This is a genomic window from Polaromonas sp. C04 (assembly GCF_002002705.1).
Classification (GTDB): Bacteria; Pseudomonadota; Gammaproteobacteria; order Burkholderiales; family Burkholderiaceae_C; genus Rhodoferax_A.
Genome location: NZ_MUNS01000019.1, coordinates 14812 through 40611 on the forward strand (window position 1 = coordinate 14812; position 25800 = coordinate 40611).

The following is a 25800-nucleotide window of genomic DNA, read 5'->3' on the forward strand; positions in this document are numbered from 1 at the left end:
CTCCCTCACTTCGTGTGGTCACTGCCACCCGAGGGGGCTGGCCTCGCTCGGGACGGCCCTTCGCTGCGGCCGGCGGCTCTCTACAATGCCGCTAAAACATGAGTACGCTGATCGTTTACCTTCCGCTGGAGAGCGCCGGCCCCGCCACGCTGTACGGCTATGTCCTCACACCCGACAGGCGTGCGCCGGCGAGTGCCGCCAGCGCACCCGTGGCGCTGCTGCCGCAGCCGGCCCAGTCGAATGGCGAGGTGGTGGCGGTGGTGCCGATCGCGGCCCTGTCCTGGCACCGCGTCACCCTGCCCCCGGGCACGAGCGGTACGTCGGCGCGCCTGCGCGCGGTACTGGACGGACTGCTGGAGGAGCGCCTGCTCGACGACCCCGAGGCCCTGCATTTCGCCATCGAGCCACAGGCGCGTGCCGATGCCACGGTCTGGGTCGCTGCGTGCAACAAGGCCTGGCTGCGCGGCGCCATCGGGGCGCTGGAAGCGGCCAGGCGCCCGGTGTCGCGCATCGTGCCCGAATTCGCCCCCGACATGTCGCCCGCGCCGCAGCTGTCGCTGCATGCCGTGGGCACGCCCGAAGAAGCAAGTCTGGTGATGACGGGCCTGAGCACGCACAGCGGTGTCACCGTGCTGCCTTTGAGCCGGGCCGGTGTGGCGCTGGCCCTGCCGACGGACCCGGATGCGAGCCCCATCGAGGTCGTGGCCGAACCCGCCGTCGCCGAACTGGCAGAACAACTGCTGCAGCGCCAGGTCAGGCTGGAGCAGCCCGCGCAGCGCTGGCTGCGGGCGGCCGCCTCGCCCTGGGATCTGGCGCAATTCGAGCTGGCCAACTCGGGCCGCAGCCGTGCCATGAAGCGGCTCGGCACGTATTGGCTGGCGCTGGCACGGGCGCCGCAGTGGCGCGCGGTGCGCTGGGGCTTCGGGCTGCTGCTGCTGGCGAATCTGGCGGGCCTGAACGCCTGGGCCTGGCGCGAACGAAGCACGCTCGAACAGGAGCGCACGGCGGTGCGCGCGGCGCTGACACAAACCTTCCCGAATGTGCGCGTGGTGGTGGACGCCCCGGTGCAAATGGAGCGCGAAGTCGCCGCCCTGCGCCAGGCCACTGGGGCCGCATCGGGTCGCGACCTTGAATCGCTTCTTGGAGCTTTAAGCGCTGCAGCCCCTGCCAGTAAAAGCGTTAACGCTATTGAATTCGTAGCTGGCGAAATCCGCGTCAAGGGCCTGGACCTGAATCCTGGCGAAACCGCGAGCGCAAACCGTACGCTGCAAGCCGCCGGTTATGTGGCCCGCCCCGAGGGCGACAGCCTGCTGGTGCGACCGGAGGCGGCACGATGAAGCTCGCCCCGGCCGTACAGGCGCGCTGGGACGCGCTGGCCGCGCGCGAGCGGACCCTGGTGCGCGGCGCGCTGGTGCTGGTGGCCGCGGCCGTGCTGTGGTGGCTGTGCCTGGCCCCCGCCCTGCAAACCGTGCGCACGGCCGACGCCCAGCACCGCAGCCTGCAGGGCGAACTCGAACAGATGAAAAGCCTGCAAGCCCAGGCGCAGGCGCTGCAGGCACAGCCCCGGCTCGGCTACGACGAGGCGCTGCGTGCGCTGCAGGCGTCGGTCAAGGCACTGGGGCCGCGCGCCCAGCTGGGCGTGGTGGGCGAACGCGCCACGGTCACCTTCAAGGGCGTGCCCGCCGATGTGCTGGCGCCCTGGCTGGCGCAGGCCCGCGTCAATGCGCGCGCGCTGCCCACCGACGCGCGGCTGACGCGCCATCAGGGTGCCCCCACGGGTCCCGGCACCGCCAACTGGGACGGCACCGTGGTGCTGAGCCTGCCGTCCCGCTGATGTCGCGCCGCCCCACGCCCACCTCGCACACTGGCAGCCCCTGGTCCTGGGCCGCGGGCGGCCTGGTCATAGGTGCCCTGGTGGCCACGTTGCTGTTTGCGCCCGCCAGCTGGCTGGCGTGGCTGATCGAGCTACGCACCGGCGGGCACGTGGTGCTGGCGCAGGCGCGCGGCACGGTCTGGAACGGCTCGGCGCAATTGGTGCTCGCCGGTGGCTCCGGCAGCCATGAGGCGGTGGCCCTGCCGGGCCGGCTGTCGTGGCAGTTGCGGCCCGGCTGGCGCGCTCTCGCGGCCCGCATCGAGGCACCCTGCTGCACCCCGCAGCCGGTGCAATTGCGCATCAGCCCACGCTGGGGCGGCGTGCAGCTGGCGCTGGCCGACGGACAGTCGCAGTGGCCCGCGGCCCTGCTGGCCGGTTTGGGCGCGCCCTGGAATACCGTGCAGGCCGAGGGCACGCTGGCGCTGTCCACCCAGGCCCTTTCAGTAGAATGGATCGAAGGCCGGCTGGGCGTGGCAGGGCAGGCCCAGCTTGAAGCCACCGGGCTCTCATCGCGCCTGTCAACACTCAAACCCATGGGCAGTTATCGCATGACACTCAACGGAGGCGCCACGCCAACCCTCAGGCTGGAGACGCTGGAAGGCAGCCTGCAGCTCAGCGGCACGGGCCAATGGGTCGGCTCGCGACTGCACTTCAACGGCGTGGCCAGCGCCGCGCCCGAGCGCGAGGCCGCGCTATCCAACCTTTTGAACATCATCGGACGGCGCAGTGGCGCGCGTTCCATCATCACCCTGGGTTAACCGCATGAATCGTCCCTTTCGCCGCAGTCTGCCGTCGGCCCGCCTGCTCCTTTCCGTGCTGGCCGTACTGACTGCGCTGGCGGGCCTGCCGGGCCTGGCAACGGCCCAGCAGCCCAACGAAGTCTCTGCCGCCGGCGCCCCGATCAGGCCGGGCGAGCCGGTCACGCTGAACTTCGCGAACGCCGACATCGACGCAGTGGCACGCACCATGGCCGCCATCAGCGGGCGCAACGTGGTGGTGGACCCGCGCGTGAAGGGCACCATCACGCTGGTGACGGACAAGCCGGTCAGCGCCAAGGCCGCGCTCAACCAGTTTCTGGCGGCGCTGCGGCTGCAGGGCTTCACCATGATCGACACCGAGGGCCTGTACAAGGTGGTGCCCGAGGCCGACGCCAAGCTGCAGTCCACCAACGTATCGGTGTCCGACCGGGGCGGTTCGGTCACGGCGGCCGGGAACCAGATCGTCACAAAAATCTTCCGGCTCAATTTCGAGACGGCGAACAACCTGGTGCCCGTGCTGCGGCCGCTGATCAGCCCGAACAACACCATCAACGTGAACCCCGGCACCAACTCGCTGGTGATTACCGACTACGCGGACAACCTGCAGCGCATCGGCCGCATCATTGCGGCGCTGGATGTCTCGAATGCCTCCGACGTGGAAATCATCCCGCTGAAAAACGCCATCGCTACCGACCTGGCGCCGCTGATCCTGCGGCTCGTCGAAACCAGCGGCACGCCGGCAGCGGCCGGCCAGGGCCAGGCCGACACCTCGTTCAAGACCACCCTGATTGCCGAGCCGCGCAGCAATTCGCTGATCCTGCGCGCCGCCAATCCGGCACGCGTCGCGCTGGTCAAATCACTGGTGGAGCGGCTGGACCGCCCGGGCGCGGACGGCAGCAATCCGGCGGGCAATATCTACGTCGTTTACCTCAAGAATGCCGACGCGACCAAGATGGCGGCCACCTTGAGGGCGGCACTGTCCGGCGAGGTGCGCGGCTCCACCACCGCCAGCGCCGGCAGCGGCTTGTCGACCACCGCCACCCCCACGGCAGCGACCACCGGCGCCAGCACGAGCGCTTTGACCGCAGCAGGGGCCAGCGTCCAGGCCAGCGCCCAGCCGTCCACCGGTGGCCAGATCCAGGCCGATCCGGCCACCAACTCGCTGATCATCACCGCGCCCGAGCCGCAGTACCGCCAGCTGCGCGCCGTGATCGACAAGCTGGACGGGCGCCGCGCGCAGGTGCTGGTGGAAAGCCTGATTGCCGAGGTCAGCACCGACAAGGCTGCACAGTTCGGCGTCCAGTGGCAGGCGCTGCTGGGCAACCACGGCAACAACGTGGGCGTGCTGGGCACCAACTTCACCAATGGCGGCACCAACATTTTCTCGCTGGCCTCCAGCATCAATAGCACGGGCACCGTTCCCGCCTCTTCGGCCGGCGGCAATTTCGGCATTGCCCACAAAACCGCCGGCATGTTCTCGCTGGGCGCGCTGGCGAATCTGCTGCAAAGCACGGGCGACGGCAACGTGTTGTCCACGCCCACACTGCTGACGCTGGACAACGAGGAAGCCAAGATCGTGGTGGGGCAGAACGTGCCCTTTGTGACCGGCCAGTACACCAACAACAACACCAGCAATGGCTCGGTGAATCCGTTCACGACGGTGGAGCGCAAGGACGTCGGGCTGACTTTGCGCGTGAAGCCGCAGATCAGCGAGGACGGCACCATCAAGCTCACCATCTACCAGGAAGTGTCCGCGGTGCAAGCCTCCACGCTGAACAACCTGAACGGGCCGACCACCACCATCCGCTCGATCGCCTCGACGGTGCTGGTGGGTGACGGCGACATCGTGGTGCTGGGCGGGCTGCTGCAGGATGACTATTCGGCCAGCCAGCAAAAGGTGCCGGGGCTCGGCGACGTGCCGCTGCTGGGCGCCCTGTTCCGAAGCGATACGCGCGAACGCACGAAAACCAATCTGATGGTGTTTCTGCGTCCGGTGGTGGTGCGCGACGGCGCCGAGACCGGCGCCCTGTCGTTCGACCGCTACGACCTGATGCGCGGCGTGCAGCAAAGCGCGCAGCCGACGCCCAGTGTGACCGTGCCGGTGAACGCGGCACCGGTGATGGCGCCGCTGCCCAGGCCCGCCGCGGGCGGCCGGCCGGTGCCGCCACCGCTGCTGGCCCCGGGCCTGTCGGGCACTTGGGGTAGCGCACCGCCGGCCGCCACGCGCAGGGATGTGACGGGCTCGTCCGGCGTCGCGGGCGCGTCCAACCTCACGACGGCGCCCGCGGGCAACCCCGCGCCGACGCCCCTGGGTGAGCCCACGCCGGCCCAGCCCTACGCACGCTAGCGGCGACCCATGCGCTACCCGTTGCCCTATCCCTTCGCGCGCACCTACCAGCTGTTGCTGGAGGAGGATGGGCAGGACCGCACCCTGTGGCACACCGGCCAGCCCGACCCGGGCGCCTGGGGCGAGGTCATGCGCAAGTACGCGGTGCGCTCGGTGCAGCAGGCCGATGCGCCCGCGCTGGCGCAACGCATCAGCGCGGCCTACGCCCAGGGTGAATCGAGCGCCGCCACCGTGGTGAGCGAGGTCGAGGGCGATGCCGACCTGTCGCGCATGATGCAGGAGCTGCCCGCCATCGAAGACCTGCTGGAGACCTCCGACGACGCGCCCATCATCCGCATGCTCAACGCGCTGCTCACGCAGGCCGCGCGCGACGGCGCCAGCGACATCCACATCGAACCCTACGAGCGCCATTCCAGCGTGCGCTTTCGCGTGGACGGCAGCCTGCGCGAGGTGGTGCAGCCGAACCGGGCGCTGCACGCGGCGCTGATCTCGCGCCTGAAGATCATGGCCGAGCTCGACATCTCGGAGAAACGCCTGCCGCAGGATGGCCGCATATCCTTGCGCATCGGCACGCGCGCCGTCGACGTGCGCGTGTCCACGCTGCCGAGCGCGCATGGCGAACGCGCTGTGCTGCGCCTGCTCGACAAGTCGGAGTCCAAGCTGAGCCTGGAATCGGTCGGCATGCAGGGCGATGCGCTGGCGCGGCTGCAGCGCCTGATCGCGCAGCCGCACGGCATCATCCTGGTCACCGGTCCCACCGGCTCGGGCAAGACCACCACGCTGTACGCGGCGCTGAGCCGGCTGGACGCGGCGCGCAGCAACATCATGACGGTGGAAGACCCGATCGAGTACGAGCTGGCGGGCGTCGGCCAGACCCAGGTGAACGCCAAGATCGACCTGACGTTTGCCAAGGCCCTGCGCGCCATCCTGCGGCAGGACCCGGACGTGATCATGATTGGCGAGATCCGCGACTTCGAGACCGCGCAGATTGCCATCCAGGCCTCGCTGACCGGCCACCTGGTACTGGCCACGCTGCATACCAACGACGCCGCCAGTGCGGTGACGCGGCTCACCGACATGGGCGTGGAGCCGTTCCTGCTGAGCTCGTCGCTGCTCGGCGTGCTGGCGCAGCGGCTGGTGCGCAAACTCTGCAAAACCTGCCATGGCCCGGGCTGCGCCGACTGCGGTCACACCGGCTACCAGGGCCGCACTGGCGTGTTCGAGCTGCTGGTCACCGACGACGCGATCCGGGCGCAGATCCACAACCGCGCGGCCGAGGCCGAGATCCGTGAGGCCGCGTTGCAGGCCGGCATGACCCTGATGCGCGACGACGGCGAGCGACTCGTGCAAACGGGCATCACCTCGCGCGAAGAACTGGTGCGCGTCACCCGCGACTGAAAATAAGATGCCTGCTTATTCTTTCGAAGCACTGGACGCCCAGGGGCAGATCCGTAGGGGTGTGATGGAAGCCGACACGGCGCGCTCGGCGCGTGGCCTGTTGCGCGTGCAGTCGCTGGTGCCCCTGTCCGTGGAGCCGCTCGGCAGCGGCGCTGCGGCCGGCGCGGGCCGCCTGGGACTGGGCACCACGCTGTTCACGCCGCGCGTCTTCAATGCCACCGGGCTGGCGATCTGGACGCGCCAGGTGGCAGGGCTGGTGTCGTCCGGCCTGCCGCTGGAGCGGGCGCTGACCGCGCTCACCGACGAGGCCGAAAACGAGGCCCAGCGCAACCTGGTCGCCTCGCTGCGCGCCGAGGTCAACGCCGGCGCCCCGTTTGCCAGGGCGCTGGCGCAGCACCCGCGCGAGTTCTCGCCGATCTACACCGCCGTGATCGGCGCCGGCGAGCAGACCGGCCATCTCGGCCTGGTGCTGGAGCGTCTCGCCGACGATCTGGAAGAACAGCAGGCGCTCACCGCCAAGCTGATCGGCGCGGCCCTGTACCCGGCCATCGTGACGCTGGTGGCGATCGTGATCGTGATGTTCCTGGTGGGCTATGTGGTGCCACAGGTGGCCAATGTGTTTGCCGGCTCCAAGCGCGCGCTGCCGTTCCTCACGGTGGCCATGCTGGCCATCAGCGATTTTGTCAGGCACTACGGCTGGTTCATGCTGATTGCTCTTGTTTTGATAGCTATTGGCGCCCGTGTGGCCTTGAGAAACGAGGCATTTCGTGAAAAATTCGATGCTGCGTGGCTGAACCTGCCGCTGCTCGGCAAACTCGCGCGCGGCTACAACGCGGCGCGCTTCACCAGCACCTTGGCCATGCTCGCCGCGGCCGGCGTGCCCATCCTCAAGGCGCTGCAGGCCGCCGCCGAAACCCTGAACAACCGCGCCATGCGCGCGGACGCGCTCGATGCGCTGGTGCTGGTGCGCGAAGGCGCGCCGCTGGCTTCCGCGATCGGCCAGAAAAAGCGCTTCCCGGGGCTGGTCAGCATGTTCGCGCGGCTCGGCGAGCAAACCGGCCAGCTGCCCTTGATGCTGCAGCGTGCCGCCAGCCAGCTCGGCGCCGAGGTGCAGCGCCGCGCCATGCAGCTGGCCACCATCCTGGAGCCGCTGCTGATCGTGGCGATGGGGCTGGTGGTGATGCTGATCGTGCTGGCGGTGATGCTGCCCATCATCGAGCTCAACCAGTTGGTGAAATAAATGGCCGCCTCGCTTGACGGTCAACTGGTGGTGGCGATTTCATCGCGCGCGCTGTTCGACTTCGAGCAGGAGAACGAACTCTTCGAGCAGGGCGACGACCGCGCCTACATGCGGCTGCAGCTCGAGCGGCTGGAGCAGCCGGCCGCACCCGGCGTGGCGTTTTCGCTGGTAAAAAAGCTGCTGGCCTTCAATGGCGATGCCAAGCGCGTGGAGGTGGTGATCCTGTCGCGCAACGACCCGGTGTCGGGTCTGCGGGTGTTCCGCTCCGCGCAGGCCAGCAGGCTCGAGATCGAGCGCGGCGTGTTCACCAAGGGCCGCGCGCCCTACGGTTATCTGCGGCCGCTGCAGGCCAACCTATTCCTGTCGGCCAGCCCCGGTGATGTGCGCGCCGCGCTGGACCAGGGATTCGCCGCCGCCACGGTGCACACCGGCTCGGTGCAGGCGCGCGACACCTATCCCAACGAAGTGCGCATTGCCTTCGACGGCGACGCCGTGCTGTTCTCCGACGAGGCCGAGCAGGTGTTTCAGCGCGCGGGCCTGGAGGCTTTCCAGAGCCATGAGAAACGTCACGCGGGCAAGCCCCTGCCGCCCGGCCCGTTCAAGCCGCTGCTGCAGGCGCTGCACCGGCTGCAGAAGGAAGGCACGGCCACGATGAGCATCCGCACCGCGCTGGTCACCGCGCGCAGCGCCCCGGCGCATGACCGCGCCATCCGCACCCTGATGAACTGGAACATCGAGATCGACGAGGCCATGTTTCTCGGCGGCCTGCCGAAAGGAGAATTTTTGCGCGAATTTGAACCCGACTTCTTTTTTGATGATCAGACCGGCCACGTCAATTCCGCCGCGCAGCACGTGCCCGCCGGGCATGTGGTCAGCGGAGTGGCGAACCAGATCAAGGGTCCCCCCGCATGAGCCTGTCCACCAAAATCGCCGACTTCAAGGTCTTCACACGCAAGGTCTGGGCGCTGTCGCTGCCCTATTTCCAGTCCGAAGAAAAGTGGAAGGCGCGTGGCCTGCTGGTGGCCATCGTGCTGCTGAACCTGGGGGCGGTGTACATGCTGGTGCTGCTCAACGACTGGAACCGGCTGTTCTACGACGCCTTGCAGAACAAGAACGAGCCCGTGTTCTGGACCCAACTCGGGCGCTTCACCTACCTCGCGTTCGCCTTCATCCTCATCGCGGTGTACCGCTTCTACCTGACCCAGCTGCTGGAGCTGCGCTGGCGCGCCTGGATGACGGGCCACTACCTGCAGCGCTGGCTGGCCCATCACGCGTTCTATCAGCTCGAGCTGGCGCGCTTTACCGGCGCCGCCGGGGCCACGCCCGACAACCCCGACCAGCGCATCCAGGAAGACTTGAACCTGTTCACCAGCTACACCATCTCACTGACGATGGGGCTGCTCAACGCAGTCGTCACGCTGGCCAGCTTTGTCGGCATCCTGTGGAGCCTGTCGGGCGGCTTTGCGTTCAAATTTGACGGCGGCAGCTACAACATCCCCGGCTTCATGGTCTGGATGGCGGTGCTGTACTGCATGGCGGGCAGCGTCGCGACCCATTACATTGGCCGGCCGCAGATCCGTCTCAACTTCCTGCAGCAGCGCTACGAGGCCGATTTCCGGCACCACATGGTGCGCGTGCGCGAGTACAGCGAATCAATCGCGCTGGACAAGGGCGAGGCCGTGGAGCGCGCGCAGCTCGACGGCCGCTTTTCCAGCGTGCTGTCCAACTTTCTCAAGCTGCTCAAGGCGCAAAAAAACCTGGTCTGGTTCACCAACTTTTTTGGCCAGGCGGCCGTGGTGTTTCCGTTCATCGTGGCGGCGCCGCGCTTTTTCAGCGGCGCCATCCAGCTCGGCGAGCTGATGCAGATCGCCTCCGCCTTCGGCCGCGTGCAGGATTCGCTGGGCTGGTTTGTCGACAACTACAGCAGCCTGGCCGCCTGGCGCGCCACGGCCGACCGGCTGACCAGCTTTGAAGAGAGTATGGCGGCGCAAGCCAAGACCCAGTCTATGCTGGATGCTACCAATTCAGTAGCGCCCGACACGCTGGCCACGCACGGCCTGACGCTGGCGCTGCCCGGCGGCACGGTGCTGCTCTCGGACGTTACCCTGCACGCGCGCGCCGGCGACAGCGTGCTGATCAAGGGCCCCTCGGGCAGCGGCAAGTCCACGCTGTTCCGCGCGTTTGCGGGCATCTGGCCGTTTACCCGCGGCCGGGTGGAGCAGCCCGCGGACTCGATGTTCATTCCGCAGCGCCCCTATTTCCCGAACGGCCGGCTGCGCGATGCGCTAGCCTACCCCGTGCCGGCCGACCAGTACAGCGACGCGGCGCTGCAGCAGGCCCTGAACGATGCCCTGCTGCCTCAGCTGGCGGCGCAGCTCGATACGTGGGATGCCTGGAGCCAGAAACTCTCGGGCGGCGAGCAACAACGCCTGGCGATCGCGCGCGTGCTGCTGAAAAAACCCAAGTGGATTTTTGCCGACGAGGCCACCAGCGCACTCGACGAGCCAGCCGAAAAACAAGTGTATGAAAAGCTTCTGGCCCAGGTTCAGCATGCGGGTGGCGCTATCGTTTCAATAGCGCATCGACCGGCCTTGAGCGCGCTGCATAGCCAGCGCTGGACGCTGGAAAAGCGGCCTGAGGGCGCGCCGTCGCTGTACCAGATCAGGGAAAGCGCGAGTTGACCGCAGGGCACCGACGCCATGACCCTGGCAGGATGGCCGGCATCAGCTGCGGGAAAATAGCGTCGGAGAGTCTACGGTTCTAAATCCCAAAATATTTATTAAAATTGGCCTAACCATGAGGAATTCATATATGCAAACTCGTCGCGAGACTCTCCATCGAAGCGCCGTCGTGGCTGGCCTGCTGGCCGCGACCGGCCTGTTCCCGCAATTCGCATGGGCCTACAACAACATCGCCTTCGACGCGAAAAGCGTGCCGGACGTGCTCAAAGCCCTGGGTGCCGGCGCGCCGGTTGCCAGCAAGGATGTCATGATCGAAGGCCCGGACATCGCCGAAAACGGCGCCGTGGTGCCGGTGGGCGCCTCCACCACGCTCGCAGGCGCCAAGCAGATCCTGATTCTGGTCGAAAAGAACCCCTCGACCCTGGCGGCCGTGTTCCATGTGAACGACAGCATCGAGCCCAACTTCAAGACGCGCGTGAAGATGGGCCAGACCTCCGACGTTTATGTCGTGGCCGTGATGGCCGACGGCCGCGCCCTGTTCGCCAAAAAGGAAATCAAGGTCACGCTCGGTGGCTGCGGCGGCTGAGCCCGTGGTGCGTTCATTTCATTGTTTGAAACCAGATTGAGGAGTTGAAAATGGGAGATCCGATGCGCATTCGCGCCCAAGTCGCTGGCGCCAACGCCGTGGTGCGTGTGCTGATGGCGCATGAAATGGAATCCGGCCAGCGCAAGGATTCCGCCGGCAAAATCATCCCGGCCTGGCACATCCAGGACGTGACCGCCACGCTCAATGGCAAGACCGTGATGACGGCCGAATGGGGACCGGCCGTCTCGAAGAACCCGTTTCTGCAGTTCACCGTCAAAGGCGCCAAGGCGGGCGACAAGATCGGCATCAGCTGGAAGGACACCAAGGGCGACAGCCGGACCGACGAGGCCACGGTTTCCTGACAACAACAAGGCGAGGTGCCCATGAGGATGACAAAAATACTGGCAATGGCCGCGTTCGTCGGCCTGGCGGCGAGTGCGGCCTGGGCGCAAAAAACAACGGAGGAAGGTATTGCCGAATACCGGGCCATGCTGCAGGACGGCAATCCCGCCGAGTTGTTCGAGGCCAAGGGCGAAGATCTGTGGAAAAAGCCACGCGGCCCTAAAAATGCCTCGCTGGAAAAATGTGACCTGGGCAAGGGTGCGGGTGTTGTCAAGGGTGCGTTCGTGGAGCTGCCACGCTATTTTCCCGACACAAAACGGGTCCAGGATCTCGAATCGCGCCTGCTGACGTGCATGGAGGCCCTGCAGGGTTTCAACGCCGCCGAGATTGCCAACACGCCCTTCGGCAAGGGCGAGCAGGCGAATCTGGAGGGTCTGGTCGCCTGGATCTCTTCCGAGTCGCGTGGCATGAAGCTCAATGTGCCGCAATCCCGCCCTGAAGAGAAAACCATGTACGAGGTGGGCAAGCGCCTGTTTTTTGCGCGCGCCGGCACTCATGACTTTGCCTGCGCGTCCTGCCATGGCACCGACAACAAGCGCATTCGCCTGCAGGACCTGCCGAATCTGACGAAACCCTCTGGTGCTGCCAGTGGTTTCGGCTCGTGGCCCGCCTATCGCGTGTCGTCGGGTGAACTGTGGGGCATGCAGCGGCGGCTGAACGATTGCTATCGCCAGCAGCGCTTTCCCTACCCCCGTTTTGGCAGCGATGCCACGATCGCCCTGGCCGTGTACATGGGTGTGACCGGCAAAGGGGGTGTATCCGTTGCCCCTGCCATCAAGCGTTAAGAAGGCAGCACTATGAGAAAAGCCATGAAATTCCTGCTGCCCGCTGCAGCCTTCCTGCTGGCGGGCTGCGCGAGCGCGCCTGCGGCCTCGGACTACGACCAGTTGACGGTGGCCATCATGAAGGCGTCGTTCCGCGATCAAGGCATCGCCAGGACGGACCGGCTGGCGCAGGACGACACCAATCGCGCATGCAGCGCCGCGGATGTGGCGGGCAAACCGCTGGACGAGGCCAGCGCCAAGGCGCTGGAGGCAGCCAACCTCAAGACCGTCAAGATGCCGCTTGATGGCAAGTTTCTGGGCGACTGGAAGGAAGGCGAGAAAATTGCCCAGGATGGCCGCGGCATGACCTGGAACGACAAGGCCGGCGCGCCCAATGGCGGCAACTGCTACAACTGCCACCAGATCAGCAAGCAGGAGTTGTCGTTCGGCACCATCGGCCCGAGTCTTTACCACTACGGCAAAACGCGCGGCGTGGCCGATCCGGACAGCCCGGCGGCCCGGGCCGTCGTCGAATACACCTGGCGCAAGATCTGGAATGCCAAGAGCTACAACGCCTGCTCGGACATGCCCCGCTTTGGCCACGCCGGCATCCTGAATGAGCAGCAGATCCGGGACGTCATGGCGCTGTTGCTGGACCCCAAGTCACCCGTCAACCAGTAACCGACGGGCCTGGCCTCTGTCAGACCCGGGTGAGCCCGGGTTTTCTTTTATTGCTTGTCTCAACGGCCGCCAATCTATGAATTTGACTACGCGCGAGTTTTTGCAGGTGCTCGGTGCCGGCACCATGGCAGGCATGAGCCTGGGCGTCTACGCCGAAACCGACATTGCCACGGCAGCCCATGGGCTGTATGACATTCCCAAGTTTGGCAATGTCTCGTTTTTGCACATGACCGACTGCCATGCGCAGCTCAAACCCATTTACTTTCGCGAACCCAACGTCAACCTGGGCGTTGGCGACATGAAGGGCAAGCTGCCTCATTTGGTGGGCGAGCACTTGCTGAAGTTCGCCAGCATTCGCCCCGGCAGCGCGCAGGCCCATGCCCTCACGTATCTGGACTTTGAGAAGGCTGCCAGGCGCTATGGCAAGGTGGGGGGGTTCGCGCATCTGGCCACGCTGGTCAAGCGCTTGAAAGCCAGTCGCCCCGGTGCGCTGCTGCTCGACGGCGGCGACACCTGGCAGGGCTCAGCCACGTCGCTGTGGACCAAGGGCCAGGACATGGTGGATGCCAGCAAGCTGCTGGGTGTCGACCTGATGACCGGGCACTGGGAGTTCACCTACGGCATGGACCGCGTGAAGGAAATCATCGACAAGGACTTTGCGGGCAAGATCGATTTTGTGGCGCAGAACGTCAAGACGAATGACTTTGGCGACCCGGTTTTCAAGCCCTACGTGATGCGCGAGATCAACGGCGTGCCGTGCGCGATTGTGGGGCAGGCCTTTCCATACACCCCCATTGCGAATCCGCGCTATCTGGTGGCGGATTGGACTTTCGGCATCCAGGACGACAACCTGCAAAAGGTGGTGGACGAGGCCCGTGCCAAGGGCGCGCAGGTGGTGGTGGTTCTGTCCCACAACGGCATGGACGTGGATCTGAAAATGGCCGGCCGCGTGACGGGCATCGACGCCATCCTGGGCGGACACACGCACGATGGCATGCCGGTAGCCACCCTGGTGAGCAACCGCGGCGGCAAGACCATCGTCACCAACGCAGGCTCGAACGGCAAATTCTTGGGCGTCCTCGATGTCGAGGTCAGGGACAAAAAGGTGGCCGACTTCCGCTATAAGCTGCTGCCCGTCTTTGCCAACATGCTGCCTGCCGACCCCGAGATGGACGCGTTGATCACGCGCGTGCGCGCCCCGTTTGAAGCCCGGCTGGCCGAGCAGCTGGCAGTGACCGAGGGCACCTTGTACCGCCGCGGCAACTTCAACGGCACGGGTGACCAGTTGCTGGTGGACGCGCTGATGGACGTGCAGGGCGCCGACATGGCTTTTTCGCCCGGGTTTCGCTGGGGCACCAGCCTGCTGCCGGGCCAGGCCATCACGCGCGAGTGGCTGATGGACATGACGGCAACCACTTATTCGTACGCCACCGTGACCGAGATGACCGGGGACACCATCAAGACCGTGCTGGAAGACGTGTGCGACAACCTGTTCAACCCCGACCCTTACTACCAGCAGGGTGGCGACATGGTGCGCGTTGGCGGGCTGCAGTACACCTGCAGCCCCTCAGCCACCATGGGCAGGCGCATCGACGACATGCGCCTGCATGGCAAGCCGATTGAAGCCGATAAAAAGTACAAGGTGGCCGGCTGGGCCCCCGTGGCGGAGGAAGCCAGAACTCAAGGCAACCAGCAGGTCTGGGATGTGGTGGAAGTTTGGCTCAGGGCCCAGGGTGGCAAGGTGGCTGCGCGCAAGCCCAACACGCCCAAACTGGTGGGCGCCACACCCAACCCCGGTATCGCCGACTTGCCGGGTTCGACCTGAAGCGGCGACTACCGGCCCCACGTGGGCGAGTGCGTGAGCGCCACGCCCACGATGTAGCCAACACAAAGTAATGCCGCCACAAATGCCGGCAGGCGTTGCCCTTTGGCAGTGCTGCGCCCCAAAGCCACACGGCCCAGCAGGATGTACGCCAGCAAGGCCAGCACCTTGGCCGTGAGCCAGCCCTGCACGAACGGATATTGGCCGATGGTCCAGCAAAGCCACAGCGCAGACCCCAGCAGCACCGTGTCGACGATATGCGGAGCGATGCGCAACACCCCCCAGCGGCGCCAGGGAACTTCCTGCCATTGCAGCGCGGCGCGCAAGCTAAACAGACTGATACTGAGCGCCACGCAGGCAATGTGCAGCGACTTCACCGCCCCATAGTTCATCCGCTTCACCCGCCAGAGTCAGACAGGAGCGGCAAATTTTCCAGCCGGGCGAGCACGCCCGCGACGATGCGGTCACACCGCTCCCCGGCAAAGGCAAAGGCGTCGCCAAAGCTGAAGTCGATTTCGCGTGCCAGCGCCTCGCGCAGCAAACCCTTGGCCCGGAAGTAACGCGTGCGCACGGTGGCCGGCGGAATGCCAAGGCAAACGGCGGCCTCATCCACGCTCATCTCTTCCAGTGCCCGCAGTACAAACACCGTACGGAATGCGTCAGGCAACTGGTCGATTTTGGCCTCCAGCAGGCGGCGCATTTCTGCGCGCATCGCGGCGCGCTCGGGTTGTTCGGAAGAGGCTTCGTTCATAGGCACCTCGGCGGCGTCATCATTTTGTTCCATGGAACCATTGAGTTGTATCACCTCGGCACGTCGGCTGCGTTTGCGCGCCCGCCCGATCGACTCGTTCACCACAATACGCACCAGCCAGGTTGACAGCTTCGCATCGCCACGAAAACCACCCATCGCGCGATACGCCAGGATATAAGCCTCCTGCACCGCGTCTTCGGCCTCGGCATCGTCTTTCAATATGCTGCGGGCCGTGCGGTACAGCGTCTGGTTGTACCGCCGCATGAGCTGCCGCAACGCGTCCCGATCGCCAGCCGCGATCCGCCGGGCCATTTCGACGTCGGGCAGGTCCTTCTCGATGCGCTTTTCGGCTGTTGAATTCATAAGGCTCCCTGTTGTTCGCTTCATCGGGTTCGCACCATTAGATGGCGACGAACTGCCATGCGTTCCCGCCAATGAGGTATCAACGCCCTGGGCGAGCCCCAACGGGGTCAGCATAATCCCACGAAAGGTATTGCCCTGAGACAGGATTCACTATAACATCTATAAAAAATAGATGTTATAAATCGGCCTGTCATCGGCCTCCTCAAATGCAATGAAACTCCCCTCCATCCCCATTCAACCCGGCGCGGCTCAAAGCGTGCCGCCCGCGCGAGGCCTGCCTTTGCTGCGTCTCGGCTTTCGGCCTTTCTACCTGTGCGCCGCACTGGTCGCCACATTGGCCGTTCCGCTATGGGTCGCCGTATTTCTTGGCCGGATCAGCTTCGAGCCATCGGCGCCTGCCATGCTGTGGCACGCCCACGAGATGCTATTCGGTTTTGCGGCCACCGTGATCATTGGCTTTCTGTTGACGGCCGTCAAGGCATGGACCGGGCTGGACACGCCGCGCGGCCCCGTGCTCGGCGCCCTGGCACTTTTATGGCTGGCCGCCCGCATCACCGCAGTGGTTGGGCCTTATCCTGTGTACGCGGTGCTCGATGTGGCCTTGTTGCCTCTTGTGGCGGTGGCCCTGATCGACGTCCTGGTACGGGCCCGGAACCATCGCAACCTGCCTCTGGCGCTGATTCTCGTTTTGATGTCGCTGGCCAATCTCGGCTTTCATCTGGCCGTCATGGGCGCCATCGATATCCCGCCCGTGCAACCGCTGTACGCCTGTCTCGCGCTCATCGTCATGGTGGAATGCGTGATCACGGGGCGCGTGATTCCCGCGTTCATGAACAACGCCATGCCGGGACTGAAGCTGGTCACTCAGCGAAAGTTCGAACTGACCACATTGGCGGTCACCGCGGTGGGCCTCGCCATGTGGGTTTGCGCACCCGCCGGCTGGGTCGCGTTCGCGGTGCTGTTGCTGGCCGCTGGCTTGCACGTTCGTCGTCAATGGCACTGGCGCCCCCGCATGGCGGGCAACCGGCCGATCCTGTGGATCCTGCATACCGCCTATGCCTGGATTGCGCTCGGGCTGGCCTTGCTGGCATTGGCAGAGATCGGAATCGTGCCCGTTTCCGCCGGGGTACATGCGCTTGCGGTGGGCGCAACGGGCGGCCTCATCATCGGCATGATCACACGTACCGCCCGCGGTCACACCGGCCGGCCACTCAAGGCTTCAAAGCCCGAAATCCTGGCGTACTCGCTGGTCATGCTTGCAGCGGCCCTGCGCGTGCTGCTTCCGCTGGTATCGCCCGACTTGCTGGCGATCTCGCTGGTAGGGGCCGCGCTCGCCTGGACCGCGGCATTCGGCATATACCTGGTGATTTACACACCATGGCTGATGCGGGCACGGCTGGACGGCAAGGATGGCTAGTCACCCAGTTTTCAAATCGTGATCTGTAGAAGAGTGTTTGGTACCATGCCAAGCGAATCCAACTTGAGGAGGCACCCGTGAATCCAGCTGCCATTCTGCTTTCAGCGTTCGTCATTTCGTTCGTCGCGCTAGTCATATTTATCTGGTCGCAACGCATCGGCCTGTTTGATCGCAGCAGTAGCGGCGCCGAGGTCATTTTTGCGCCTGGCGAAATCGGCCGCGTGGAAGAGCCAGCCGGAACGGCCAGCTCCCAACAGGCATTGCAGGGCGCGGTCGACGCCGCCGGAACCGGGACGACCGCCCATGGCGACCCCCACGAAATTGCCGAGCGGGCCGCCGCCGACGCGTCCACCGGTCCGCTCATATTTTTCTTCTACTGCTGTTCCATTGTCTGGCTGCTGGTGGCGTCCGCGGCCGGACTCACGGCCTCCATCAAACTGCACGACCCGGACTGGCTGACGTCACAACAGTGGCTCACCTTCGGCATCATTCGAACCCTGCATCTGAACTCGGTCGCCTATGGCTGGACACCCATGGCGGGTTTGGGCACGGTGCTATTTGTCATCCCGCGCGTGCTCAAGACACCCTTGATCGGCATGCGCTTCGCATTTTTGGGCGCCATCTTGTGGAACGCCGGCCTGATTGCCGGCCTGGGCGCCATTGCGGCGGGCTTCAACGCCGGACTCATGTGGCTTGAAATGCCATGGCAGGTCAGCATCCTGATGGCCGTGGGGGGTGCCCTGATTGGTCTGCCCCTGGTGCTGACGCTGGTCAACCGTCGCGTCGAGCACCTTTACGTGTCCGTCTGGTACATGGGTGCCGCGCTGTTCTGGTTTCCCGTGCTGTTCATTACGGCGAAGATCCCCGGCCTGTACACCGGCGTGCAGGCGGGCACCATGAACTGGTGGTTCGGCCACAACGTGCTCGGCCTGTTCTACACGCCACTCGCGCTGGCGTCGATCTATTACTTTCTTCCAAAAATCATTGGCCGCCCCATCCGCTCCTACAACCTGTCTCTGCTGGGATTCTGGGCGCTGGCTTTTTTCTACGGTCAGGTCGGTGGCCACCATCTGATTGGCGGGCCGGTGCCCGAGTGGATGATCACGCTGTCCATCGTCCAGAGCATGATGATGATCATCCCGGTGGCTGCGTTCTCCGTGAACATGTTTCAGACACTGGAAGGGCAGCTGTCCACGTTTCGCTATTCACCGACCCTGCGTTTCATCGGCATCGGTGGCCTGATGTACGCCGCCAGTTCACTGCAAGGCTCGATCGAGGCGCTGCGCAGCGTCAACCTGATCACCCACTTCACTCATTTCACCGTCGCGCACGCACATTTGGGCTTGTACGGTTTCGTCACCTTTGTGTTCTTCGGCGCGATGTACTTCGTGATGCCACGCATCACGGCGCGTGAGTGGCCCTACCCCTGGCTGATCTCTGCCCACTTCTGGCTGGTCAGTGGCGGCTTTGCGCTCTACTTTATCGGCTTGACCATTGGCGGCTGGCTGCAGGGTGAGGCGATGCTGGATGGGACCCGGCCATTCATGGATTCCGTGGCCGTGACGATCCCGTATCTCCAGGCTCGCAGCATTGGCGGCGCCATCATGGGCTTGGGCCACCTGATATTCGCGGCCCATTTCATTGCGATGGTGCTCAATTTCGGACCCACGCGCAACCAGCCGGCACTGTTTTCGCATTTGCTGGCCAAGAAGGTGGCACCATGAAAAGCGAAACCACGCTCATCGGCGGCGCCATGGTCATGATCGCGCTGTCCATCAGTGCCCTGGTGATCGTGCCTGCCATGGAACTGCACGACATCGCCCCCACGCCGGGGCTGAAACCCTATACCAGCGCCGAATTGCGCGGCAGGCAGGTGTATATCAGCAACGGCTGCGTCTACTGCCACACGCAACAGCCGCGCACCAAGGAATTCGCACCCGCGGACTTCAAGCGCGGCTGGGGCCGCGCCACGGTCGCCGGCGACTATGCCTACGATTCGCCGCCCCTGCTGGGTGACATGCGCACCGGTCCCGACCTGATGAACATCGGCGTTCGCCAACCCAGCGAGCAATGGAATCTGGGCCATCTGTACGAGCCGCGCGCGTATGTGCCGGGGAGCATCATGCCGGCCTTCCCGTTCCTGTTCGAGGCCAAGGCGCAGGCAGACAAGGATGAAGTGGTCGTGACGCTGCCGCCCGGCTACACGCCGGCCAACAAGGTGGTGGTCGCGCGCCCGGAAGCACTCGACCTGGTGAAATACCTGTTGTCCCTGAATCGCAGTTTCCCGGCCATCGAGACACCCCCCGCAGCGAATGCACCCGCGACGCCGGTACCGGTACCGGCCAAATAATGCAGCACCGCACCAACCGAGCACGATCATGACAACGCCTGAAATCCTGCCGCAGCAAGAGCGCGAAAACCCGGAGCCGGTTGAAGGCGCCAACCCGACACCATGGTTCATCATCGTGCTGGTAACCGCGCTATTCATCTTTGGCGTGGTGTACATCATGCGCACCACGCTGAACACCCCCTCTGACTGGGGCGATGGCCGTACGGCTGCCGAGTTGCAGGGCGCGCCGGCGCTGGCGCCAGGAGCGGCGGTGGACGGTGCGGCCGTGTTTGCGTCGCACTGCGTCGCCTGCCACCAGGCGACCGGGCTGGGTCTTCCCGGCGTGTTTCCGCCGCTGGCGGGCTCGGACTGGGTGGCCGGCAAGGAGGCCACGCTGATAGCCATCGTGCTGCACGGCATCAACGGTCCCTTGACCGTCGAGGGCAAGCCTTATAACGGTGCCATGCCGACATTCCAGGGTCAATTGCAGGATGCCGAGGTGGCGGCCGTGTTGACTCACGTGCGCAGCCAGTGGGGCAACACCGGCGCGCCCATCACCGCCGACGCCGTCGCCGCAGTGCGCAAGGATACGGCCTCGCGCACCGAGCCATTCAAGGGCGACGCCGAACTCGGTCCGCTGAAGTAGCGCCGTGGCGCGACCGAGGGCATGTTGTGCCGGATTCCATCTCTCCCGCTGATGGCGCGCTCGCGCGCCGCTTGACGGTGGCACTGTGTGTCGCGCTACTGACGACCTTTGCCTGGGCCCTGTACCGCTACACGGCGAACTTCGACGTATGGACCTTCGAAGGCCGGCGCCAACTGGCACTGCAAGCCGGCGAGTTGCGCGCTGCACAGGTACCGCTGCGCGAGATGCACGATGCGCCGGTCACGCTGTGGGGCGGCACGAACAGCCCGCCTGCCGCCTACCTGGTAGATTTCATCTACACCCGCTGCCCCAGTGTCTGCCGCGTGCTCGGCGACGAGTACCAGCAAATGCAGACCCAACTGGCCGCACAGCGCGCCAGTAGTCCGGCCTCGGCCGCGGTGCATCTGGTCTCCATCTCCTTCGACGCGCAGCACGACGATCCGGCCAGCCTGCGCGAATACGCCCGCGAGCACCGGATCGATCCCGCGCTGTGGACGCTCGCGATACCAGCAACGGCAGCGGATACCCGGGCGCTGATGCGCTCGCTGGACGTCATCGCCATTCCGGACGGTCTGGGCGGCTTTGTCCACAACGGAGCCATCCACCTTCTCGACGCCTCGGGGCGGTTGCGTGGCCTGTATGAATTCGACCAGTGGCCCCAGGCGCTCGAAGCAGCCAAGCAGCTTGCGGCGGCGCGGCGCGACGGACCATGATGCACAGCACCCGCTTGGCAAAGCCCGTTGCCGGCCTGCTGGCGGTGCTGCCGCTGATACTGCTGTGGCCCACGCTGCGCCACAGGATTGAAAGCCAGATGCTGCTGCACATGCTGGTCGAGTTCCCGGTGTTGTTCGCCGCAGGCTGGGCTGCACGCCGTCTTGTCGGGCGGGCCGCAACGCGCCGGTTCCCCCACTTGAGCAGAACAATGGCGCTGCTGGACTGGCGCGGGCTGACGAGCGTCAGCGTGGTCACCTGCGTGGTGATGTTCTGGATGATCCCGGCGGCACTCGACGCCACGTTATTGGTGGCTCCGGTGGCAGCGGCAAAATACCTCAGTTGGTGGCTCGCCGGCCTGATGCTGGCGGGCAGTTGGCGCCGCATGGCGCCCGAGTTGCTGCTGTTTTTTGTAGGCAATCTGTCATGGACGAGCGCCACCGCAGGCATGCTCTACATGGACACCACCTCGCGCCTGTGCGCCAACTACCTGACCGATGACCAGAGCAACACCGGTACCGGCCTGGTGCTGCTCGCGCTGGTACTGGGGGTGCTGGCGCTGCGCCAGATGATTCGGCTTGGCGCCACCCAAGCCGCACCGCGCCGGATCACGCCGCCCGTTGCGCCCGCGCCGACGAAGACAGCACGGTAAAAGCTCGAACCGTCCCCTCGGCGCCGGCGATGTCTTGCAGCGTGTGTGCATCCAGCGGTGCGCTCAAATCGATCGCTGCCACGCCAATGCCGCCCTGCGTTTCCAGGTGCAGTTGCGACACGTTCAGGCCGGCCGCCGACAGCAAGCCGTTGAGCCTGGACATGACGCCCGGACGGTCGTGATGGATGTGCACCAGGCGGCAGGGTGCCCGCAAGACACCCACCGACAGTTCAGGCAGATTCACGCTGCCGCGCACAGCGCCGGACAGCAGGTAGTCGCGCAATTTCTCCGACACCTCGACGCCCAGGTTGCGCTGCGCCTCGAAGGTGGATCCGCCCACATGCGGCGTCAGGATCACGTTGTCCAGCGTGCGCAGCGGTGATTCAAAGGTATCGGCCTTGGACGCCGGCTCCAGCGGAAACACGTCGATCGCCGCGCCGCGCAGCCGGCCACTGCGCAACGTCGCATACAGCGCGTCGATATCGACCGCCTGACCACGCGCCAGGTTGATCAGCGCCGCATCGTCCTTCATCTGGGCCAGGCGCCCGGCGTCGATCAATTGCCGGGTGCGTTCCGTCTCCGGAACATGCAGCGTGACCACATCCGCCTCGCGCAAGAGGGCTTCAAGCGATGCGGCCGGCGTGGCATTGCCGAGCGGCAGGCAGGCCTCGATGTCGTAGTACATCACCCGCATGCCGATGGCCTCGGCCAGCAGCCCGGTCTGAGTCCCGATCTTGCCGTAGCCGACGATCCCCAAGGTCTTGCCCCGCAGCTCATTGGAGCCCTTCGCGTCCTTCAGCCACGCGCCACGCATCGCGGCGGCATGGCGCTCGGGAATGCGGCGCAGCAAGTGGATGGCGTGGCCGATCACCAGCTCGGCCACCGAGCGCGTATTCGAAAACGGCCCGTTGAACACACCGATCCCGCGCTCCGTTGCCGCCTTCAGATCCAGGTTGTTGGTGCCCGTGCAGTAAGAGCCCACCGCCTGCAGGCGGGGGGCATGTTCCAGCACCTGGCTGGTGAGCCGGGTGCGCGAACGCAAGCCCAGCACATTCACATCGGCCAGCAGCGTCTGCAGCTCCTGTGCGTCCGGCGCGTGTTTGAGCCGGACGATTTCGACATCGCGGATCGATTGAAGGATGGGGGTGGCGCTGGTATGGATATCTTCCAGCAACAAGACTTTAAGGCTCATTTGAACTCCGGTAAAACAAACTTGGCAGACCGCGATCTGATGCGGTCAAATTCTTGAACTTATGAATGGCACTCATGAACGGGACCGTCTTGACTCGCACCCGGGCCGCCTTGCGGGCCTCCAGAACGACTTCCTCGAAGCCGGCCGTGGCGCCGAAGTAGCCGCGGTGAAGCATCTTCGCAATACCCAGGGCGGCCTTCTGCAGGACCGCGGCAGCACCGGGCCGACACAATTCGCTGGTGCGCAAAAACCAATACGTGAGCCAGCGCGTGAAGTGCTCGGGCGTAACGCCCGACACCGCCATGTGCTTGCCGAAAACATTGCCTTTGAAGCTGCGCGTGCCCAGCATCACGGTGCTCCAGAACTCGACCATTCGCGCCAGATGCGGCCCCCAGCGGTCCTCGATCACGGCATCGAAGGTAGGTCCGAGAACCCGATCGGATCGAACGTCTGCATAGAACGTGTGAACAAGCTGGACGATGAGTTCACGGTTGGGGAAGGCCGGATCTGCTGGCATGGCATCGCCGGATGTGCTGGTTTTATCCATAACATTCATATTATATGAATGTTATGGAATTTTGCTTGCGATCACTCCGGATGCAGCGCCAGCACACGTTTGAACTCGTTGGGCTCGCTCATCAGGTCCTCCAGCGTATAGCGGTCAAGTTCCGCATACAGGGCGTTGAAGGCGCGCACCAGGACACCCGGGAGTCTGCATACGGGCGCAATACGGCAGCGCGCCGGCTCGCCGGACAGGCATTCGACAATCGGACCTTCACCCTCAGCCTGCCGCACCACCTGACCCAGGCGGATCTGCGCCGGCTCGAGCGCCAGCCGCAGGCCGCCACCCTTGCCGCGCACGGTTTCCACCACACCGCTGCGCGCGAGCTGATGCACCACCTTCATCAAGTGGCTTTCCGAGATGTCGTAGGCTGTGGCAATCTCCTGGATCGTCGCGAGGCGATCGTCTTGCAACGCCAGGTACATCAGGACCCGCAGGCTGTAATCAGAAAAGGTAGTCAGGCGCATAAAATTGAAGATCTATTTTTAATATTGCTTTTTCAAAAAACCGGTGATATATTTAACTTGCATTAATAATACATCTTTAAAAATACACTGTCCAACCCGACACCCCGAGAGAAGGATCGCCCTCCATGTCCGCTGAATTCGCCGCCACCCTCGACATTCGCCAGATCGCACCCCACCAGCGCCATCCGATGATCTTCAACAGCTTCGAGACCCTGCAACCAGGCCAGTCCCTGCAATTGATCAACGACCACGATCCCAAGCCGCTGTACGACCAATTCCAGATGAGGTCGGGCGACGCCTTCAGCTGGGCTTACCTGGAGGCCGGCCCCGAAGTATGGCGCGTGCAGATCGGCAAAACCGCTGCGGCGACAAGCGACTGCTGCTCCGGCGGAGCCTGCTGCGGCTGAGGAAAGGACAACTCACCATGACTTTCGTCGTCACCGAGGCCTGCATTAAGTGCAAGTACACCGACTGTGTCGATGTATGCCCTGTGGATGCGTTCCGCGAGGGCCCCAACTTCCTGGTCATCGACCCCGACGATTGCATTGACTGCGCGGTGTGCGTGCCCGAATGTCCGGTCAATGCGATTTACGCCGAAGAAGACGTGCCGGCCGATCAGCAGGACTTCACCCCCTTGAACGCCGAACTGGCACGATTATGGAAGCCCATCATCCGGACCAAGGCCGCACTCCCGGACGCAGACGAGTGGGCGGCCGTGACGGACAAGCGGGACAAACTCGAGCGTTAAGGCGCATCGGCCCTTTCTGCCGCCCGCGGCGCCCCCTATTTTTGAAACGGAGATCAAAAGATGGAAACCATCCAGCCCCACTCCCACCTTTCCCCCGACGCGCTGTATCCCTTTGATGCGCGCGGCATTGCCAAACGCTTCCGTCATGCCGCCATTTTTGGCGCGCTGGATGCCCTGCGTGCGGGCGAGACCATGCGCTTCGTCAACGACCACGATCCCTTGCCCCTGCTGCAGCAATTGCAGGCACGCTACGCCGACGCGGTGGAGATCGCCTACCGCCAGCGCGGACCGGACGGTGTGGTGATCGATTTCATCCGACACTGACGATCTCTGCGAAACTTCGGGCAGGAGTCGCCATGCAACAGGAGTTCAAGATCGGCAATGGCAGCCTGGGTTTGCACCGGGCCATCGTCGAGCAGGCGCCCGAGGCCATCATTTTTGCGGGCCGCGACGGTGCGATCCGGCTCTGGAACCGCGGCGCCGAAACTGTGTTTGGACACACGGCCGACGAAGCGCTGGGGCAGAGTCTGGACATCATCATTCCGGAACGCCTGCGGCGCGCCCATTGGGATGGCTTTAACCACGCCATCAGCACCGGACAGCAGAAATACGTGAACCGCGTGCTGACCACGCGCTCCATGCACAAGAACGGGACCAAGCTGTATGTAGACTTGAGCTTTGCGCTGGTGCGCGACGAGGCCGGTGCCGTCGTCGGCGCGCTGGCCGTGGGCCGCGATTGCACCGCGCGCTATCTCGCAGACGGTGCTCTTCGCGCGCGCCTGAACGAGCTGGAAGAAAAAGCAAAGGGCGGCGTCGAAGAAAACAGGGAGTCCACCGCATGAGCACACCTTTCCCGGGGTTTTCCACACCAAGCGCGGGCCCCGAGGCGCCGCTGGAGATGCTCTCGGTCTGCCACGACCGCATGGCGCGCCAGTGCGCCACCTTGCGCCGCCTGGTGCCGCACCTGGCGCTGCATGGCGCCGACCCGGAAGCACGCACCGCGGCGGCCAACGTGATGCGCTACTTCGACACCTCGGCCATCAACCACCATCGGGACGAGGAGGTCGACCTCTTCCCTGCGCTGATCGAATCCATGGCCGGCTCGGACGCGGTCTGCCTGCACGAGATGACCGAAGGTCTCACGCTGGACCACCGCGCGCTGGAGGCGCAGTGGCAGCGGCTGCGCATTACCCTTGCGCAAATTGCGGCGGGCGAGTCTGCCCCCCTCGCATCAAGCGACGTGGAAGCGCTGGTCGGCCTGTACGAGCGCCATATCGAACGCGAGGACACCGAACTGCTGCCAATGGCGGCGCGGCTGCTGGGCGACGACGCGCTCGCAAATATCGGCCGCGCGATGCGGGAGCGGCGCGGCATCGCTGAGGTCTAATATCTCGGGCCACTTAAGCGGTG

Annotated in this window: 29 protein-coding genes; 24 read left to right on the forward strand and 5 right to left on the reverse strand. The window is 64.9% G+C overall.

Going from position 1 to position 25800, the window contains the following annotated elements:
• Nucleotides 1–98 precede the first annotated feature (98 nt).
• The 13 genes from gspL (at nucleotide 99) to soxB (ending at nucleotide 14555) form a co-directional block, all read left to right on the forward strand.
• Nucleotides 99–1337, forward strand: a complete 1239-nt coding sequence (gspL, locus tag B0E49_RS01085) for a type II secretion system protein GspL (RefSeq protein WP_077560123.1) — start codon at nucleotides 99–101, stop codon at nucleotides 1335–1337.
• Nucleotides 1334–1834, forward strand: a complete 501-nt coding sequence (locus tag B0E49_RS01090; RefSeq protein WP_077560124.1) for a type II secretion system protein M — start codon at nucleotides 1334–1336, stop codon at nucleotides 1832–1834. Before gspL ends, B0E49_RS01090 begins: the two co-directional genes overlap by 4 nt.
• Complete coding sequence (gene gspN / locus B0E49_RS01095) at nucleotides 1834–2631, forward strand: type II secretion system protein N (RefSeq protein WP_077560125.1); 798 nt, start codon at nucleotides 1834–1836, stop codon at nucleotides 2629–2631. Before B0E49_RS01090 ends, gspN begins: the two co-directional genes overlap by 1 nt.
• A gap of 4 nt (nucleotides 2632–2635) precedes the next feature.
• A complete protein-coding gene (gene gspD / locus B0E49_RS01100) occupies nucleotides 2636–4978 on the forward strand; it encodes a type II secretion system secretin GspD (RefSeq protein WP_077560126.1) in 2343 nt (780 codons plus the stop codon).
• Nucleotides 4979–4987: 9 nt separating this feature from the next.
• Entirely contained in the window at nucleotides 4988–6376 is a 1389-nt protein-coding gene (gene gspE / locus B0E49_RS01105; protein WP_077560127.1) for a type II secretion system ATPase GspE, read from the forward strand.
• 7 nt (nucleotides 6377–6383) lie between these two features.
• A complete protein-coding gene (gspF, locus tag B0E49_RS01110; RefSeq protein ID WP_077560128.1) occupies nucleotides 6384–7616 on the forward strand; it encodes a type II secretion system inner membrane protein GspF in 1233 nt (410 codons plus the stop codon).
• Nucleotides 7617–8528, forward strand: coding sequence for a 5'-nucleotidase (locus B0E49_RS01115; protein ID WP_077560129.1), 912 nt, complete (start codon nucleotides 7617–7619; stop codon nucleotides 8526–8528).
• Nucleotides 8525–10297 carry an ABC transporter ATP-binding protein/permease gene (locus tag B0E49_RS01120; protein ID WP_077560130.1) on the forward strand — a complete coding sequence of 591 codons (1773 nt, stop codon included), beginning with the start codon at nucleotides 8525–8527 and terminating at the stop codon, nucleotides 10295–10297. Before B0E49_RS01115 ends, B0E49_RS01120 begins: the two co-directional genes overlap by 4 nt.
• A 130-nt stretch (nucleotides 10298–10427) precedes the next feature.
• Nucleotides 10428–10883, forward strand: coding sequence for a thiosulfate oxidation carrier protein SoxY (gene soxY / locus B0E49_RS01125; protein ID WP_077560131.1), 456 nt, complete (start codon nucleotides 10428–10430; stop codon nucleotides 10881–10883).
• A 50-nt stretch (nucleotides 10884–10933) separates the two neighbouring features.
• Nucleotides 10934–11245, forward strand: coding sequence for a thiosulfate oxidation carrier complex protein SoxZ (soxZ, locus tag B0E49_RS01130; protein WP_174571047.1), 312 nt, complete (start codon nucleotides 10934–10936; stop codon nucleotides 11243–11245).
• Between the two features lie 21 nt (nucleotides 11246–11266).
• Nucleotides 11267–12070, forward strand: a complete 804-nt coding sequence (soxA, locus tag B0E49_RS01135; RefSeq protein WP_077560133.1) for a sulfur oxidation c-type cytochrome SoxA — start codon at nucleotides 11267–11269, stop codon at nucleotides 12068–12070.
• Between the two features lie 24 nt (nucleotides 12071–12094).
• Complete coding sequence (soxX, locus tag B0E49_RS01140) at nucleotides 12095–12730, forward strand: sulfur oxidation c-type cytochrome SoxX (RefSeq protein ID WP_502688691.1); 636 nt, start codon at nucleotides 12095–12097, stop codon at nucleotides 12728–12730.
• 76 nt (nucleotides 12731–12806) lie between these two features.
• Nucleotides 12807–14555: a thiosulfohydrolase SoxB gene (soxB, locus tag B0E49_RS01145; RefSeq protein WP_077560135.1), complete on the forward strand. Its 1749-nt coding sequence runs from the start codon at nucleotides 12807–12809 to the stop codon at nucleotides 14553–14555.
• Between the two features lie 8 nt (nucleotides 14556–14563).
• On the opposite strand, the gene B0E49_RS01150 is transcribed toward soxB, so the two are convergent.
• Nucleotides 14564–14944, reverse strand: a complete 381-nt coding sequence (locus B0E49_RS01150; protein WP_077560162.1) for a SirB2 family protein — start codon at nucleotides 14942–14944, stop codon at nucleotides 14564–14566.
• A 5-nt stretch (nucleotides 14945–14949) separates the two neighbouring features.
• Nucleotides 14950–15666, reverse strand: a complete 717-nt coding sequence (locus B0E49_RS01155; protein WP_077560136.1) for an RNA polymerase sigma factor — start codon at nucleotides 15664–15666, stop codon at nucleotides 14950–14952.
• A 211-nt stretch (nucleotides 15667–15877) separates the two neighbouring features.
• On the opposite strand from B0E49_RS01155, the gene B0E49_RS01160 reads away from it, so the two are divergent.
• From B0E49_RS01160 to B0E49_RS01185, 6 genes are all read left to right on the forward strand, one after another.
• Nucleotides 15878–17083 carry an NnrS family protein gene (locus B0E49_RS01160; RefSeq protein ID WP_077560137.1) on the forward strand — a complete coding sequence of 402 codons (1206 nt, stop codon included), beginning with the start codon at nucleotides 15878–15880 and terminating at the stop codon, nucleotides 17081–17083.
• Nucleotides 17084–17160: 77 nt separating this feature from the next.
• On the forward strand, nucleotides 17161–18807 hold the full coding sequence (locus tag B0E49_RS01165; RefSeq protein ID WP_077560138.1) for a cbb3-type cytochrome c oxidase subunit I: 1647 nt from the start codon (nucleotides 17161–17163) through the stop codon (nucleotides 18805–18807).
• A complete protein-coding gene (locus B0E49_RS01170; RefSeq protein WP_077560139.1) occupies nucleotides 18804–19433 on the forward strand; it encodes a cbb3-type cytochrome c oxidase subunit II in 630 nt (209 codons plus the stop codon). Before B0E49_RS01165 ends, B0E49_RS01170 begins: the two co-directional genes overlap by 4 nt.
• 28 nt (nucleotides 19434–19461) lie before the next feature.
• Entirely contained in the window at nucleotides 19462–20058 is a 597-nt protein-coding gene (locus B0E49_RS01175; protein ID WP_077560140.1) for a c-type cytochrome, read from the forward strand.
• 26 nt (nucleotides 20059–20084) lie between these two features.
• On the forward strand, nucleotides 20085–20771 hold the full coding sequence (locus B0E49_RS01180; RefSeq protein WP_077560141.1) for an SCO family protein: 687 nt from the start codon (nucleotides 20085–20087) through the stop codon (nucleotides 20769–20771).
• Complete coding sequence (locus B0E49_RS01185) at nucleotides 20771–21421, forward strand: hypothetical protein (RefSeq protein ID WP_144264388.1); 651 nt, start codon at nucleotides 20771–20773, stop codon at nucleotides 21419–21421. The genes B0E49_RS01180 and B0E49_RS01185 overlap by 1 nt, the downstream gene beginning before the upstream one ends.
• On the opposite strand, the gene serA is transcribed toward B0E49_RS01185, so the two are convergent.
• From serA to B0E49_RS01200, 3 genes are read right to left on the reverse strand one after another with little or no spacing between them, the layout of a single operon-like run.
• On the reverse strand, nucleotides 21378–22613 hold the full coding sequence (gene serA / locus B0E49_RS01190; protein ID WP_077560143.1) for a phosphoglycerate dehydrogenase: 1236 nt from the start codon (nucleotides 22611–22613) through the stop codon (nucleotides 21378–21380). The genes B0E49_RS01185 and serA overlap by 44 nt on opposite strands.
• Nucleotides 22603–23160, reverse strand: a complete 558-nt coding sequence (locus tag B0E49_RS01195; RefSeq protein WP_174571048.1) for a group III truncated hemoglobin — start codon at nucleotides 23158–23160, stop codon at nucleotides 22603–22605. The genes serA and B0E49_RS01195 overlap by 11 nt, the downstream gene beginning before the upstream one ends.
• Before the next feature lie 41 nt (nucleotides 23161–23201).
• Entirely contained in the window at nucleotides 23202–23642 is a 441-nt protein-coding gene (locus tag B0E49_RS01200; RefSeq protein WP_077560144.1) for an RrF2 family transcriptional regulator, read from the reverse strand.
• 125 nt (nucleotides 23643–23767) lie between these two features.
• On the opposite strand from B0E49_RS01200, the gene B0E49_RS01205 reads away from it, so the two are divergent.
• The 5 genes from B0E49_RS01205 to B0E49_RS01225 are packed head-to-tail and all read left to right on the forward strand — an operon-like array spanning nucleotide 23768 to nucleotide 25777.
• The gene (locus B0E49_RS01205) at nucleotides 23768–24049 is read left to right on the forward strand and encodes a DUF2249 domain-containing protein (RefSeq protein ID WP_077560145.1); all 282 of its coding nucleotides are present in this window, start codon (nucleotides 23768–23770) and stop codon (nucleotides 24047–24049) included.
• Between the two features lie 17 nt (nucleotides 24050–24066).
• Nucleotides 24067–24390: a ferredoxin FdxA gene (fdxA, locus tag B0E49_RS01210; RefSeq protein WP_077560146.1), complete on the forward strand. Its 324-nt coding sequence runs from the start codon at nucleotides 24067–24069 to the stop codon at nucleotides 24388–24390.
• A gap of 60 nt (nucleotides 24391–24450) precedes the next feature.
• Nucleotides 24451–24714: a DUF2249 domain-containing protein gene (locus B0E49_RS01215; protein WP_077560147.1), complete on the forward strand. Its 264-nt coding sequence runs from the start codon at nucleotides 24451–24453 to the stop codon at nucleotides 24712–24714.
• A 32-nt stretch (nucleotides 24715–24746) separates the two neighbouring features.
• Entirely contained in the window at nucleotides 24747–25232 is a 486-nt protein-coding gene (locus B0E49_RS01220) for a PAS domain-containing protein (RefSeq protein ID WP_077560148.1), read from the forward strand.
• The gene (locus B0E49_RS01225) at nucleotides 25229–25777 is read left to right on the forward strand and encodes a hemerythrin domain-containing protein (protein ID WP_077560149.1); all 549 of its coding nucleotides are present in this window, start codon (nucleotides 25229–25231) and stop codon (nucleotides 25775–25777) included. Before B0E49_RS01220 ends, B0E49_RS01225 begins: the two co-directional genes overlap by 4 nt.
• Nucleotides 25778–25800 lie beyond the last annotated feature (23 nt).

What these genes read in the sequence shown, in the direction of transcription:
- fdxA (WP_077560146.1), top strand. Translation starts at nt 24,067, where the DNA reads ATGACTTTCGTCGTCACCGAGGCCTGCATTAAGTGCAAGTACACCGAC.
- soxZ (WP_174571047.1), top strand. Translation starts at nt 10,934, where the DNA reads ATGGGAGATCCGATGCGCATTCGCGCCCAAGTCGCTGGCGCCAACGCC.
- B0E49_RS01155 (WP_077560136.1), bottom strand. Translation starts at nt 15,666, where the DNA reads ATGAATTCAACAGCCGAAAAGCGCATCGAGAAGGACCTGCCCGACGTC.
- gspL (WP_077560123.1), top strand. Translation starts at nt 99, where the DNA reads ATGAGTACGCTGATCGTTTACCTTCCGCTGGAGAGCGCCGGCCCCGCC.
- soxY (WP_077560131.1), top strand. Translation starts at nt 10,428, where the DNA reads ATGCAAACTCGTCGCGAGACTCTCCATCGAAGCGCCGTCGTGGCTGGC.
- gspE (WP_077560127.1), top strand. Translation starts at nt 4,988, where the DNA reads ATGCGCTACCCGTTGCCCTATCCCTTCGCGCGCACCTACCAGCTGTTG.
- B0E49_RS01215 (WP_077560147.1), top strand. Translation starts at nt 24,451, where the DNA reads ATGGAAACCATCCAGCCCCACTCCCACCTTTCCCCCGACGCGCTGTAT.
- soxA (WP_077560133.1), top strand. Translation starts at nt 11,267, where the DNA reads ATGAGGATGACAAAAATACTGGCAATGGCCGCGTTCGTCGGCCTGGCG.
- B0E49_RS01185 (WP_144264388.1), top strand. Translation starts at nt 20,771, where the DNA reads ATGCACAGCACCCGCTTGGCAAAGCCCGTTGCCGGCCTGCTGGCGGTG.
- B0E49_RS01205 (WP_077560145.1), top strand. Translation starts at nt 23,768, where the DNA reads ATGTCCGCTGAATTCGCCGCCACCCTCGACATTCGCCAGATCGCACCC.
- B0E49_RS01200 (WP_077560144.1), bottom strand. Translation starts at nt 23,642, where the DNA reads ATGCGCCTGACTACCTTTTCTGATTACAGCCTGCGGGTCCTGATGTAC.
- gspF (WP_077560128.1), top strand. Translation starts at nt 6,384, where the DNA reads ATGCCTGCTTATTCTTTCGAAGCACTGGACGCCCAGGGGCAGATCCGT.
- B0E49_RS01195 (WP_174571048.1), bottom strand. Translation starts at nt 23,160, where the DNA reads ATGGATAAAACCAGCACATCCGGCGATGCCATGCCAGCAGATCCGGCC.
- gspD (WP_077560126.1), top strand. Translation starts at nt 2,636, where the DNA reads ATGAATCGTCCCTTTCGCCGCAGTCTGCCGTCGGCCCGCCTGCTCCTT.
- gspN (WP_077560125.1), top strand. Translation starts at nt 1,834, where the DNA reads ATGTCGCGCCGCCCCACGCCCACCTCGCACACTGGCAGCCCCTGGTCC.
- soxX (WP_502688691.1), top strand. Translation starts at nt 12,095, where the DNA reads ATGAAATTCCTGCTGCCCGCTGCAGCCTTCCTGCTGGCGGGCTGCGCG.
- B0E49_RS01090 (WP_077560124.1), top strand. Translation starts at nt 1,334, where the DNA reads ATGAAGCTCGCCCCGGCCGTACAGGCGCGCTGGGACGCGCTGGCCGCG.
- B0E49_RS01170 (WP_077560139.1), top strand. Translation starts at nt 18,804, where the DNA reads ATGAAAAGCGAAACCACGCTCATCGGCGGCGCCATGGTCATGATCGCG.
- soxB (WP_077560135.1), top strand. Translation starts at nt 12,807, where the DNA reads ATGAATTTGACTACGCGCGAGTTTTTGCAGGTGCTCGGTGCCGGCACC.
- B0E49_RS01175 (WP_077560140.1), top strand. Translation starts at nt 19,462, where the DNA reads ATGACAACGCCTGAAATCCTGCCGCAGCAAGAGCGCGAAAACCCGGAG.
- B0E49_RS01115 (WP_077560129.1), top strand. Translation starts at nt 7,617, where the DNA reads ATGGCCGCCTCGCTTGACGGTCAACTGGTGGTGGCGATTTCATCGCGC.
- B0E49_RS01120 (WP_077560130.1), top strand. Translation starts at nt 8,525, where the DNA reads ATGAGCCTGTCCACCAAAATCGCCGACTTCAAGGTCTTCACACGCAAG.
- B0E49_RS01150 (WP_077560162.1), bottom strand. Translation starts at nt 14,944, where the DNA reads ATGAACTATGGGGCGGTGAAGTCGCTGCACATTGCCTGCGTGGCGCTC.
- serA (WP_077560143.1), bottom strand. Translation starts at nt 22,613, where the DNA reads ATGAGCCTTAAAGTCTTGTTGCTGGAAGATATCCATACCAGCGCCACC.
- B0E49_RS01160 (WP_077560137.1), top strand. Translation starts at nt 15,878, where the DNA reads ATGAAACTCCCCTCCATCCCCATTCAACCCGGCGCGGCTCAAAGCGTG.
- B0E49_RS01220 (WP_077560148.1), top strand. Translation starts at nt 24,747, where the DNA reads ATGCAACAGGAGTTCAAGATCGGCAATGGCAGCCTGGGTTTGCACCGG.
- B0E49_RS01225 (WP_077560149.1), top strand. Translation starts at nt 25,229, where the DNA reads ATGAGCACACCTTTCCCGGGGTTTTCCACACCAAGCGCGGGCCCCGAG.